Annotated in this window: 8 protein-coding genes; all 8 read left to right on the top strand. The window is 38.6% G+C overall.

All coding sequences use genetic code 11. From position 1 onward, the window contains the following. Positions 1-1365 carry a DUF1329 domain-containing protein gene (locus I6F45_RS00860; protein ID WP_165727871.1) on the top strand — a complete coding sequence of 455 codons (1365 nt, stop codon included), beginning with the start codon at positions 1-3 and terminating at the stop codon, positions 1363-1365. A gap of 126 nt (positions 1366-1491) precedes the next feature. Next, the gene (locus tag I6F45_RS00855) at positions 1492-2487 is read left to right on the top strand and encodes a WD40/YVTN/BNR-like repeat-containing protein (RefSeq protein WP_197140575.1); all 996 of its coding nucleotides are present in this window, start codon (positions 1492-1494) and stop codon (positions 2485-2487) included. After that, positions 2487-4808 carry an efflux RND transporter permease subunit gene (locus I6F45_RS00850; protein ID WP_197140577.1) on the top strand — a complete coding sequence of 774 codons (2322 nt, stop codon included), beginning with the start codon at positions 2487-2489 and terminating at the stop codon, positions 4806-4808. The genes I6F45_RS00855 and I6F45_RS00850 overlap by 1 nt, the downstream gene beginning before the upstream one ends. 208 nt (positions 4809-5016) lie before the next feature. Then, on the top strand, positions 5017-9858 hold the full coding sequence (locus I6F45_RS00845) for an NAD-glutamate dehydrogenase (RefSeq protein WP_033027177.1): 4842 nt from the start codon (positions 5017-5019) through the stop codon (positions 9856-9858). A gap of 120 nt (positions 9859-9978) precedes the next feature. Then, the gene (gene pyrD, locus I6F45_RS00840; RefSeq protein WP_010552659.1) at positions 9979-10989 is read left to right on the top strand and encodes a quinone-dependent dihydroorotate dehydrogenase; all 1011 of its coding nucleotides are present in this window, start codon (positions 9979-9981) and stop codon (positions 10987-10989) included. 117 nt (positions 10990-11106) lie between these two features. Further along, complete coding sequence (locus I6F45_RS00835) at positions 11107-11637, top strand: cell division protein ZapC (protein ID WP_007586900.1); 531 nt, start codon at positions 11107-11109, stop codon at positions 11635-11637. Positions 11638-11994: 357 nt separating this feature from the next. Beyond that, on the top strand, positions 11995-14112 hold the full coding sequence (gene rlmKL / locus I6F45_RS00830; RefSeq protein WP_197140587.1) for a bifunctional 23S rRNA (guanine(2069)-N(7))-methyltransferase RlmK/23S rRNA (guanine(2445)-N(2))-methyltransferase RlmL: 2118 nt from the start codon (positions 11995-11997) through the stop codon (positions 14110-14112). Then, entirely contained in the window at positions 14105-14344 is a 240-nt protein-coding gene (locus I6F45_RS00825; RefSeq protein ID WP_007586898.1) for a glutaredoxin family protein, read from the top strand. Before rlmKL ends, I6F45_RS00825 begins: the two co-directional genes overlap by 8 nt.

Here is a 14344-nt window from a genome sequence, read left to right as displayed (position 1 = left end):
ATGATTAAAAAACCTACCCTCATCGCTACAGCTTTTTGTAGCTTGTTTGCAAGCAGCGCAGCTTTAGCTAAATTAAACGCTGATGAAGTTGCTCAATTAGGTCAAAACTTAACGCCAATGGGCGCAGAAAAAGCAGCTAATGCTGATGGCTCTATTCCAGCATGGAATAATGGCATTACTTCTGCACCAGCAGGTTATGAAGCTGGTATGCATCACCTTGACCCATTTACAGCTGATAAAGTGCTTTTCACTATTGATAAAAGTAATATTGAAAAGTACAAAGCCAATTTAAGTCCGGGTCAAATTGCTTTATTTGAAGCATACCCAGACACATTTAAAATGCCTGTGTATGAAACTCACCGTTCTGCGTCTTACCCTCAGTTTGTGTATGATGCGACTAAAAAGTTTGCACCGACTGCTGAATTAATTGAAGGCGGTAACGGTATTAAAAATACGGCGATTGGTATTCCTTTCCCTATTCCTAAAACGGGTTTAGAGGCAATTTGGAATCATTTATTACGTTACCGTGGCCAGTCTATTGAGCGTTTTGGTGGTCAAGCTGCACCAACTGCATCTGGTTCTTATAACTATGTTGGCTTTGATGAGCAGTTATTAGTTAAGTACTCAGACCCTAGTGCAACACCAGCAGAGCTACAAGACTCAAATATTTTGTTTAAGTTTAAACAAAGCGTTACAGAACCAGCTCGTTTAGCGGGTACTGCATTATTAGTTCATGAAACAATGGATCAAATATTAACGCCGCGCCAAGCATGGACTTATAACTCGGGGCAACGTCGTGTTCGTCGTGCACCTAATGTTGCATATGATGCACCAGGCACAGCTGCAGATAGCCTGCGTACTACCGATGATTTTGATATGTTTAATGGCTCGCCAAATCGTTACAACTGGACACTAAAAGGCAAGCAAGAGTTATATATACCTTACAACAGCTATAAACTTCATAGTGATAAGCTAGAGTACGATGATATTTTAATGCCTGGCCATATTAACCCAGAACATACACGTTACGAAAAACACCGTGTTTGGGTTGTTGAAGCTAACTTAAAAGATGATACACGTCATATCTATAAAAAACGTGTGTTTTACATCGATGAAGATAGCTGGCAAGTACAGGTTACTGATATTTATGATAACCGCGACCAACTTTATCGTGTAGCAATGGCTTATGGCCTTAACTACTACGAAGTACCTACACAGTGGAGTACGCTTGAGGTTTATCATGATTTGAATTCTCGTCGTTATTTAGCAATTGGTTTAGATAACCAAGAAAAAATGTACGATTTTTCACAGTCATTTAACGATAACGAATTTACTTCAAGCGCTTTACGTCGCGCAGGTAGATAGTATTAAACTAGGCATTTAACAATTTGTTAAGTGCCTTTTCCTTTCTCATCGCGTTTGTCTTACAGCGCGCAACGCTTTCCCCAGTAAAAAGACAAACAACTCTCTCGTACAAGGCGATTAAAATTTATGAAGTATTTGGTATATGCCAGCCTGATAATAAGCGGTGCGAGTGTTGCACAAGAAGCCCCTAGCAATGCAATCAGTGCAACAAATGCAGCTAAAACCTTACTCACCGACATAACCAACACAGGCAATGGTCTAATTGCAGTAGGTAAACACGGTACTGTTATTAAAAGTATCTCGGGTGATAAATGGCAACAAGCTGAGCTAGTCCCAACTCAAGTGCTATTAACTGCCGTTGATTTTAGTAATGAAAATAATGGATGGGCGTGTGGCCACGATGCAACAATAATAAATACTACTGACGGTGGTGTTAATTGGCAACTACAACAAGTACAACCAAAATTAGACAAACCATGTTTAGATATTCTATTTGAAGATGATTTAAAAGGTTTTGCAGTGGGCGCATATGGCATGTTTTATCAAACCACCGATGGTGGTAAACATTGGCAAAAACGCTTTTTAGATTCGCTATTATTTAGTGATGATCGTGATTACTTGAACGATTTAAAAGAAAATGACCCCGAAGGATACGAAGCCGAAACTGCTTCAATTTTACCGCACTTTAATCGAATCGAAAAAACAGATAATGGTTTAATGCTGGTTGGTGAGATGGGCTTGATGGCCAGAAGCATTGATGATGGTCAAACTTGGCAAAGGATAGAAGAAATTTATCCTGGTTCATTCTTTGCAGTTGCATCAGATAGCACACAAGAAATTGTGGCAGGGCTTCGAGGTAATGTTTTTGCAAAGCAAAATGGTGAACAGCAGTGGCAGCATTTCGAAAATGTTAAAACAGCGACGATCAACAACATCATTAATTATAATAACAAACAATGGCTTATGCTTGCCAACAGTGGCGTTATTTTTCATCTTCAAGATGGGTTACTCACCCATGAGCAGCTTGCTGACGGTAAAGCGATTCTTGATGGTGTAATATTAGATAACAGGCTGATTATGGCTACAGAAGATGGCATTAAAGTGAAGGAGTTAACCCCTTAATGCATAAACTACTCGATTTTATTGAAAAGGCGATTTTTAGACATCGCTTAATTATGCTTATAAGTTTTGCACTTATAAGCTGTTTACTTGTATTCAAAGCGACTCAAATTCAATTAGATGCATCGTTTAATAAAAATATTCCGTTAAACCACGATTATATGAAAGTGTATACCAAGCATGAAAAGCAGTTTGGTGGTGCAAACAGTATTTTGATTTCAGTGTGTGATGACAGTGGTGATATATTTAATCCAGAGTTCTTTACTCAATTAAAAGCGGTTCACGATCAGCTTTATTTCATTCCTGGCGTAAATCGTCCATTAGTTAACTCAATATTTTCACCCAGTGCTCGTTTTGTTGAAGTAGTGGAGGATGGCTTTGCCGGTGGCCCAATTATTCCTGCTAACTTTAAAGCAGATAAGCGTGGTTTAGGTGTAGTAAAGGAAAACATTGAAAAAGCAAAAGTTGTAGGACGTATGATTGCCAGCGATTATTCGTGTGCAATGGTAACTGCTCAACTTTTAGAAACTGATCCTCAAACACAACAAAAATTAGACACATTAGCTTTTGCACAAAAGCTAGAAAGTGATTTAAGAGAGCCTTTAAGTACGGACAAAGTAAGTATTCATATTATTGGCTTTGCAAAAATGGCTGGTGATATAGCGGAAGGTGCAAAAGGGGTGGTTGTATTTTTTGCCATTGCTATCGCTTTTACCTTTATTATGGTCTGGCTATTTTGTGGCAGTTTAAAGCTGACTATTTTGCCTATCGCATGTTCCATTATTGCTGTTATTTGGCAATTAGGCCTGCTTTCAAGTTTAGGTTTTGGCCTTGATCCTATGTCTATTTTGGTACCGTTTTTAGTATTTGCTATTGGTGTAAGCCATGGTGTGCAGATGATAAATGCGATTGGTAAAAAAGTAGGTGAAGGTAAAACAACACGTATTTGTTGTCAGTCAAGTTTTAGGGCTTTATTAGTGCCAGGCGGTATTGCACTGCTTTCAGACACCGTAGGCTTCTTAACATTACTTACCATCGATATTGGTATTATCCGTGAACTTGCCATTACAGCGAGTTTAGGTGTAGCAGTAATTATATTTACTAATTTAATCTTATTGCCAGTTTGGGCTTCGTACATGAACTTTGAAAACAGTGTACATATTCAATCTGGTGATGCAGCAAAACCAAACATGCTTGATAAAATCCGCGACTTACTTGTTAAAGCGACTGATCCTAAAGTAGCTAAAATGATTATTGGTTTTACCCTTGTTCTATTTGCTTTAGGTTACTGGCAAGCAGATAAAATGCGTATAGGTGACTTACATGCAGGCGCGCCATCACTGCATCAAGATGCTCGTTATAATCAAGACACGTTTTTAATATCAGACAAGTACACTATCTCGTCTGATATCTTAAAGGTAATTGTAGAAGCGTATCCTGCAGCATGTACTGAGCATGATGTGATGGAGCGTATAAGCCGTTTTCAATACAAAGTAGAGAATGTAGCAGGTGTGCAGTCTGCTGTAAGTTTGAGCTCTGTAGCTCAATCGGTTAACGCAGGCTACAACGAAGGCAATTTGAAATGGCAAAGCTTGCCACGAAATTCAGCAAGTTTAGTGCAGTCAACGTCTCGAGTTGAAACTAGTACAGGTTTACTTAACGGTGATTGTTCAGTTATGCCAGTGATTATATTTTTAGATGATCATAAAGCACAAACTATAGATACTGTAATTAAGAGTGTTAAGCAATTTGCGCAAGAAGAGGGCACTGATAAATTAGCATTTAAATTAGCTTCAGGACCTGTTGGTGTAATGGCAGCGACTAATGAGTCAGTTGCAGAAGCGCAAATACCAATGATGCTTTATGTTTATGGTGCCGTTATCATTTTATGTTTAATGAGCTTTAGAAGCGTAAAAGCAACGATTGCTGTGGTATTGCCGCTTTATATCGTATCAACACTTGCACAAGCACTTATGGTGCAATTAGAAATAGGCTTAACCGTTTCTACTTTGCCAGTTATTGCTCTAGGAGTAGGTATTGGGGTCGATTACGGTATTTATATACTGTCGTCGATGATGGGGCAGCTTAAGCAAAATGTACCATTAAGTGTTGCTTATCGAAATGCGCTTGTTGAACGTGGCAGTGCGGTTCTATTTACCGGTATTACACTTGCGATTGGTGTGAGTACGTGGATATTCTCAGATCTTAAATTCCAAGTTGATATGGGTATACTGTTAACCTTCATGTTTTTAGTGAATATGTTAGGTGCAGTGTTGTTATTACCCGCTATTGGTAGCCTTCTCTGGACTGACCAGAAAAAATAATGTGAATAATTTTGCTCCTAAATGGCCTGTAAAGGCCATTTATATCTACAATTTGTGAATAGATGACCAAATAGCTGAAATGCTTAAAATGTTTTCATCGAAAGGGCTGTTTATTAACTGTAAAAGGGTTAGAATTTGATTGACTCCACGCTAATGAATAGCTGTACAAATTCCTGCTCCTGAGCAGTAATAGATTAAGGAACATACAATGACACGAAATGAAGGCCAAGCCTCGGTTATCCTAGATAATGTCTGTAAGCTGATCCAGAAAAAAGTTCGCGCTGATAATGTGTTACTCGTTGAGAAATTCGCCAAAGCCTTGTACAGCAATATGTCTAAAGAGGATTTGGCAAACCGCAACGATAGTGACCTATATGGCGCAGCATTAAGCCTTTGGAACTCGCTAGAAAAAAATACTACCGACGACGCAGTTATCCGCGTTTTCAACCCTGAAGTGGCAAAAGATGGCTGGCAGTCATCACATACAATCGTAGAGATTATTACTAAAGACATGCCGTTTTTAGTTGATTCTGTTCGTATGGCCATGACTCGTGAAAATATCGCCTCTCACTTATTACTTCACTGCCCATTAAAAATTAAGCGCGATGAAAACGCTAAAATTTCTGGATTATCAAATTTAAAAGCAGAGCAAGAATCCTCATCTACTAAAACAGTATTTTTTATTGAAATTGACCGTCAAACAGATTCTTCTGTGATTGAGTCTTTCAAGAAAGAGTTAGAGTCGGTTCTTGTTGATGTATCAGTTGCTGTTGATGATTGGCAGCCAATTCGTAAAAAATTGATTGCAGTAACCAAAGAGTTACCTAAACGTCATCATAATAAAACGACAGAAGAAGTTTCAGAAACAACTGAGTTTTTAGATTGGTTAGCGAAAGATAACTTTACCCTAATGGGTTACCGTGAATATGAGCTAAGCCCAGTTCAAGGTGATTACCAATTAAAAGGTAAAATGGAATCAAGCCTTGGCTTGATGAAAAACTCTACTGAAGAGCACACACGATTATTATCAGAATTACCAGAAGTTGCCCGCCAAGAAGCACGCAGCAGCAACCTACTGATCCTAACAAAAACTAACTCTGTTTCTCGCGTTCACCGTCCAGCTTACATCGATTACGTAGGTATTAAGCGTTTTGACGATGAAGGCAATGTAATTGGTGAAGACCGCTTTATTGGTTTGTTCTCATCAAGCTTTTACAATAACAGTGCTACTGATGTGCCTGTTTTAAAGAGTAAAATTAACCGCATTATGGAAATGTGTGATTTTGCTAAAGGTACACACGCTTACAAAGCTGTTTTAAATATTTTAGAAACCTACCCACGTGACGAGCTAGTTCAAGCGCGCGAAAGTGAGCTACTTGAAGTTGCTATGGGTGTTTTACAAGTACAAGAGCGCGATATGTGTCGCTTGTTTGTACGTAAAGATGCGTATGGTCGCTTTTTATCTTGCATGGTTTATGTTCCTCGCGAACGCTATAACACGGCTCTTCGTCGTGAAACGCAAGATATATTAGCTAATGCATTTAATTCTGACGATAAAGTCGAATTTACTACTTATTTCTCTGAGTCAACACTGGCGCGTACTCATTACACCGTTCGTGTGACCGACAACAAGATCGAATATAACGTGAAAGACATCGAAAACAATTTAGTAGAAGCTGCACGTACGTGGGAAGATAAACTTCAATCTGCACTTTTAGAGTCTGCGGGTGAAGCACGTGGTAACGATTTAAATCGTAAATACTGTAATGCATTTGCACGCTCATACAAAGACGAAGTGCTTCCAAGTGCTGCGGTTGTTGATATTGAAAAGTTAGAACTACTTAGCGATGAAAACAAGCTAGAAATGCTGTTTTACCGTCCTCAAGAAGAAGCAAACAGTAATATTGTACGATTAAGCTTATTCCATAAAGATGAGCCAATTCACTTATCTGATGTTATGCCAATGCTTGAAAACTTTGGTCTGCGCGTTGTTGGTGAAACACCATATTCAGTTAAAACTAGCGATGGTCGTATTAACTGGATCATGGACTTCTCGATGCTTATTGACAGCAAAGGGATGGCAGACTTTGATAAAATTTCAGCACGTTTTCGCGCTGCATTAACAAATGTGTGGGGCAACCGCCTTGAAAATGATGGTTTTAACCGTTTAGTATTAATGGGTGGCCTAACTGGCCGCGAAGCCTCTATTTTACGTGCTTACGCTAAGTACATGCGTCAAATTGGTGTAACGTTCTCACAAAGTTACATTGAAAGCACATTTGCAAATTATCCAAACATTGCAGCGCAAATTGTTAATTTATTTGCTAAAAAGTTCTCAGTTAAGAGCCCAGCAAGTGCTAAAACACTTGAAAAGTTAAGTACGCAAATTTACTTAGAACTTGAAAATGTAGCAAACCTTGATGATGACCGCATTATACGTTTATACGTAGATATGATTGTTGCGACACTACGTACCAACTATTTCCAAAAAGATGATGCAGGTCAGTTTAAATCTTATGTTTCGTTTAAAATACAGCCTAGCTTAATTCCTGATGTACCACTTCCACTTCCTGCGTTTGAGATCTTTGTTTATTCTCCGCGCGTTGAAGGTGTGCATTTACGTTACGGTAAAGTAGCGCGTGGTGGTCTGCGTTGGTCTGACCGTCGTGAAGACTTCCGTACTGAAGTACTTGGCTTAGTTAAAGCGCAACAAGTTAAAAATACAGTAATTGTACCTGTTGGCTCTAAAGGTGGTTTTGTATGTAAACAATTACCTAGTGAGCGCGAAGCGTTTATAAAAGAAGGCCAAGAGTGTTACAAAATCTTTATCCGTGGTCTTCTAGATATTACAGATAACATAGAGCGCGGTGAAGTAGTGCCAGCTCGTGATGTTGTTCGCCACGATGAAGATGATGCATACCTAGTGGTTGCAGCCGACAAAGGTACAGCTACTTTCTCTGATATCGCAAACGGCATAGCTAATGAATACAATTTCTGGCTAGGCGATGCATTCGCATCAGGTGGCTCGGTTGGTTACGATCATAAGAAAATGGGTATTACAGCTAAAGGCGCATGGGAGTCAGTTAAACGACATTTCCGTGAAATGGATATCGATTGTCAAACGACTGACTTTACAGTGGTAGCCATAGGCGATATGGCTGGTGATGTATTTGGTAATGGTATGTTGTTATCTAAGCATATTCGTTTACAAGTTGCCTTTAACCATATGCACATTTTTGTTGATCCGAACCCAGATGCTGCTACTTCTTACCCAGAGCGCGAACGTTTATTTAATATGCCGCGTTCATCGTGGGAAGATTACAATAAAGAGTTAATTTCTGCCGGTGGTGGTGTTTTCTCTCGTGCTGCTAAATCAATTACGCTTAGCCCAGAAATGAAAAAAATGTTGGGCACTAAAAAAGCAAGTATGACCCCAAATGAGTTAATGAAAGCTTCATTGATGATGGAGTTCGATTTACTGTGGAATGGCGGCATTGGTACATACATTAAAAACTCTAAAGAAACTGATGCAGATGTAGGGGATCGTGCAAACGATGCACTACGTATCAATGGTAGAGATTTAGGCGCTAAAATAATTGGTGAGGGTGGTAACTTAGGTGCAACTCAATTAGGTCGTGTTGAATTTGCAGCTAAGGGTGGTCGTGTTAATACTGACTTTATTGATAACGTAGGGGGCGTTGCCTGTTCAGATAACGAAGTTAACATTAAGATTTTACTTAATGGCTTGGTTGCTGAAGGCGACTTAACACGTAAACAACGTGATGAGCTACTTTATTCTATGACAGATGAAGTATCTGAATTAGTATTAAAAGACTGTTACCGTCAAACACATACTATTTCAATTACGCAGTCTAAAGGTACTTCAACGCTTAAAGAAAAGATTCGCTTTATTCATGCACTTGAAAAAGATGGTAAGTTAAACCGTGCTATTGAGTTCATTCCAAGTGATGAAGAATTGGCAGAACGTGCAGCCGCAGGTAAAGACTTAACTCGCCCTGAGCTTTCAGTGCTAGTGTCTTACGCAAAAATGGTATTAAAAGAGTCTTTAGTAAGTGATGAAATTACTGAAAACCCTTACTATCGCCAATTGCTTGTGAAGTCATTCCCACGTCCTCTACGTGAGAAGTTTAACGATGCGATGAACAACCATCCACTTCGTAAAGAAATTATTGCAACTAAACTTGCTAACAGTATCGTTAATGATATGGGTTTAAACTTCATGGTACGTATGCATGAAGAAACCGGTGCCAACGAAGCTGAAATTGCAATGTGTTACTCAATTGCTAGCGAAATATTTGAAATGCGTGATACATGGTCTTCTATCAGCGCACTGGATAATAAAATACCAGCAGCGGTACAAACTGAAATGCTTTACCAACTTCGTCGTACTGTTCGCCGTACTACGCGCTGGTTCTTACGTCATCGTAATAAGTCACAAACGATTGAACAAGGAATTGAATTCTTTGCGCCAACGTTTAAAGATTTAAGCGATAATTTAAATACATACATGATTGAAAAAGAAAATGACCGTATTGTAATTGAAGCTAATAAGTTAATTGATGCCGGCGTTCCTGCAGATATAGCTAAGCGTATTGTTTCGTTATCAAGCTTATTCTCTGTGATGGATTTAGCTGAGGTTGCTAATAATTCAGGTAAGAGTATTTCGATGGTATCGAATACTTACTTTAAACTAGGCGCGAGAATGGGTCTGCATTGGTTCTTAGAGCAAATAACTAAGCAACCAGTAGCAAATCATTGGCAAGCACTTGCTCGTTCATCTTACCGTGAAGAGCTTGATTGGCAGCAACGTACGTTATCTGAAGTGGTGCTAAATAGCTTTGAAGGTGACGAGAGCGATGTTGATAGTCAAATAGATGAGTGGATGGATAGCCAAGATTTATTACTTCAGCGTTGGAAACAAATGTTGGCTGAGTTTAAAACATCACAAAGCCACGACTTTGCTAAGTTCTCAGTTGCACTTCGTGAACTTATGTTATTAAGTCACAACTGTGATACATCAGGAAAATAATTTAGCTTTAATCAGTTATTTGTTTAGTAAATAAATAACTGATTGTTAAAATTGTTATACAATACCTCAGCCTTGTCTGAGGTATTTTTTTGTCTGAAATTTAAAAAGAGGATTATATTGATGTTTTATGATTTAGCTCGCCGTTTTATGTTTACCCGTGATGCGGAGTGGGCGCATGAGTTTGCACTTAATAATCTTCGTCGTTTTGCTAATACGCCTCTAAATATAGCTTGGTCACAAAGTGTTTCAGATAAACCCGTAAACTTTTTAGGTCTTGAATTTAAAAATCCAGTAGGGCTTGCCGCTGGCCTGGATAAAAATGCAGAATGTATAGATGCATTTAGCCAAATGGGATTTGGTTTTATTGAAGTTGGAACGGTTACACCGCGTCCTCAAGTTGGTAATGACAAGCCACGTATTTTTAGACTTCCAGAGTCAAACGCAATTATTAACCGTATGGGTTTTAATAATAAAGGTGTTGATAATTTAGTCGAAAATGTAAAAGCAGCAAAGTACAGTGGCATACTCGGTATCAATATTGGTAAAAATAAAGATACACCTAACGAGCAAGGTAAAGATGACTACATTCATTGTATGCGTAAAGTATTTGAGCATGCCTCATATATTACGGTAAATATTTCATCACCAAATACCCCAGGGCTTCGTGATTTACAATATGGTGCTGCACTTGATGATTTATTGCAAAGTCTTAAAAATGAACAGTTAGATTTAATTGCAAAGCATAATAAGCAAGTTCCTATGCTTGTAAAAATTGCACCGGATCTCGATCAAATACAAATAGAGCAAGTAAGTGAGTCACTTTTAAATAATAAAATTGATGGTGTAATTGCCACAAACACAACGCTTGAGCGAGCCGCAGTCATGGGGCAGCAATATGCACAAGAGGCGGGCGGTTTATCAGGTCACCCTGTTAGAATGCGCTCTACAGAGGTAGTAAGTGAGCTAAAACGCTTAACACAAGGTAAGCTACCAATCATCGGAGTCGGCGGTATTGATGATGCTACATCTGCAAAAGAAAAGTTAGATGCAGGCGCAAATTTAGTTCAGGTTTATACTGGGTTCATCTACAAAGGTCCACAATTGGTAAAGTCGATCGTTAACGGCTTATAAGGATCAGTTATCTAAGCTTTTGATCGTTAGCTAAATGTTCTAAGCAAACATTTTAAAAGTGGTCAAAAGCGGTTATACTCTGAGCAATAATTATTCAACATACCCAAGGAGGAGTAAATGTTACAAGCATCAAAGCAATGGCAGTGGATTACTTGTCCTGATAAAAATCGTTTGTTACTTGATTTAAATGACGACATGCAATTATGCACGCCTTATAAATTAAGACAGCTCACCGATTCTGTTTTTAAAAATCCACGTTTTAGTCTCGAAGATGCTGCATTTTACGAACAAGTTTATAATTATCTGGATGGATTTGAATTGTGGTCTGCGGCTCAAATTTGTCAAATATCATTAAATGCTACTGCTGTTAAGTATCACTTAAAACCCGTTTTAGCAAAAAGTTGGTTTTTTGAAGAATATACCGGGACAGAGCCAAGCGTAGAGGCAATAGTAAAATTAACATCTAAAGCGCAGTCAGGTGATTTTTTAATTGTAGAGCATTGTCCTGATGCATCTATTTGTTTGAATTTAAGTGAAACCTTTAAATTAGACGAAAACTTATCTTTAGCGCAATTTGAAGTAATCCGTATTTTGAATAATCGAGTACACCCCATCCTAAATCAGCAATATCAAAGTCAAACCGCGTAGGGTCTGTTGATCTTTGCGGATTAAAATTTGTTCAAACTAGGGGCTATTTAATCGCAGCGCGAGATTTGTAACCTAGTGGGCTAAGTAAAAACCGAGCAACAAAGAGTAAATAGCCCCTAGGAAGAGCCCTTTGGGCAGCGCCTGTTTGGCATTAATGCTACGTTCTCGCCCATTTATGGGGAATAACCACACTGCATAGGCTCTGCCTTGCCTAAATACCAAACAGACTGCTGCAAATTTAACCTTGAAAGTTCAACAGACCCTTATCAAATTTAAGCCTTAAGCGTGTCTTTATGGCGTGTTTGTCGCCCAACCTATGTTATAATCCTGCGCAATTAGCTATTAAGGGTTATTACTTTGCAATTTATCGCACTTACTTCTATCGGAATCGAAAATTTATTGGTTGATGAACTAACAGAACTTGGCGCAACCGTATCTAAGCAAACTGTTGGTTCTGTTCGTTTTGAGGCTGACTCATTACTTGCGCAAAAGGTTTGTTTATCAACTCGTTTTGCAACGCGTGTGCTTATGCTTATTGAAGAAAAAGAAGGCGTAGATGACAAAAATAGCCTGTATAATTTTGCGCGCTCGCAACCTTGGCAAGAATGGTTTGGACCTACGCAAACATTCGCTGTCGACTTCAACGGTACCAATGACTCATTAAAAAACACGCAATTTTCGGGTCTTGTAATCAAAGATGCGATTGTTGACTATTTTAATGATTTATACGAGCAACGTCCTAACGTTGATAAGCAAGATGCTAACGTGCGCGTAGTTGCACGATTAAATCGTTACGGCGTATCGATGTATATTGACTATTCAGGTCCTCGTTTGTCAGAACGTGGTTACCGCCAAGGCCAAGGTAAAGCGCCAATTAAAGAGCACTTAGCTGCTGCATTAATTAAGCGAAGTGGCTGGCTTGAAAATGTAAAACAGCCTTTATTCGATCCATGTTGTGGTGCGGGTACTATTTTGATAGAAGCTGCCGGTATGGCGCGAAACGAAGCGCCAGGATTATTCCGTGAAGGTTTTGCTTTTGAGCGTTTACCCAGTTTTAGAGCCGCTAAGTTTAAAGAGCTTAAAGAAGAGTTACTCGCTAATATTACTGATCCTAAATTGTGGTTAATTGGCCACGATTACGATGAGCAAGTATTAAGTAAAGCAATTGATAATGCTAAACGAGCCGAGCTTGACGACGTGATTAAGTTTAAGCAAAGTGATGCAACTAAACTTACAGCTGTTGCAAAATTACCGGGTGTTGTAATTTCAAACTTACCTTATGGTGAGCGTATTGGCTCTATGGCTGAGCTTGTTGATTTACACCGTAATTTAGGCGTTGGCTTTAAAAAGCACTTCAATCACTGGAAACTTGCCTTATTGGGTATGGACGAGAGCTTATTTAAACTTTTAAAACTTGTGCGCCTTAAGCGTTATAAATTTAAAAATGGCCCGCTTGATGTAGAACTTAACTTATATCAATTAGATGATAAGCAAGTAAGTTTGACTACAGATGACAAAAAAGCACTCAATTTTGAAGGCTCAACGTCATTTGCAAATAGATTGAAAAAAAATAAGCAAGGCTTAAAAAACTGGCTTAAACAAAATCAAATAGATGCTTATCGCGTCTATGAAGCGGATATCCCTGAATACAATGTTGCTGTAGATATTTATGGTGACTCTGCTGTAATTTTTGAATATGCAGCGCCTAAAGAAATTGATGAAAAAACATCAGAAAAACGCCTGCAAGATGTAATAAGTTTAACGGCTCAACAGCTTGAGATTTCACCTGAAAACATTGCTGTAAAAGTACGTAAAAAGCAGAAGGGCGAAGATCAATACACCGCTATGTCTAAACAAAACCGTACTATGGTTGTTGAAGAGTTTGGTGCTAAGTTCAAAGTTAATTTATTTGACTACTTAGACACAGGCTTGTTTTTAGACCACCGTTTAATGCGCCGTTATATTCAAGAAAATGCTAAAGATAAACGTTTCTTAAACCTTTTTGCATACACAGGTACAGCTTCTGTACATGCTGCTCTTGGTGGTGCTAAAGCCATTACTACAGTCGATTTATCAAAGACCTACTTAAAATGGGGCCAAGATAACTTTGATTTAAATGGTATTAGTAATACACGATACCGCTTTGAACAAGCAGATTGTTTAAAATGGTTAGAGCACGCAACGGCGCAATATGATCTGATATTTTTAGATCCTCCAACGTTTTCAAACTCAAAACGTATGAAAGACGCGTTTGATGTGCAGAGCGATCACATTAAATTATTAACGTGGGTTAAAAAGATTTTGAGCCCATCGGGTACTTTGATTTTCTCTAATAACAAACGTGGCTTTGTAATAGATGAAGTTGGCCTGATTGGTCTAGGTTTAAAAGCCATTAATATTTCAGATAAAACGTTATCACCAGACTTTAAACGTAATAAAAAAATCCATAATAGCTGGTTAATCACACATGGCTAAATGGGTTTTATATCACACTGATGGTTGCCACTTGTGCGAGCAAGCTGAGCAACTTATCACTGAGGTACTTAGTAATACGAGTGAGTTATTACTAATCGATATTATGACTGATGAGCAGCTTATAGCTGAGTATCAAATTACTATTCCTGTATTAAAAAGTGAAAAAGGCGAGCAATTATTTTGGCCTTTTACTTTACACACTGTGCGCGAATTTTTAGCACAAGCAGAATAA

This window comes from Pseudoalteromonas sp. SWYJZ19 (assembly GCF_015864375.1).
Classification (GTDB): Bacteria; Pseudomonadota; Gammaproteobacteria; order Enterobacterales; family Alteromonadaceae; genus Pseudoalteromonas; species Pseudoalteromonas arctica.
Note: the sequence above shows the minus strand (reverse complement) of the source record. Positions and strands in the feature narration are given on the sequence as shown.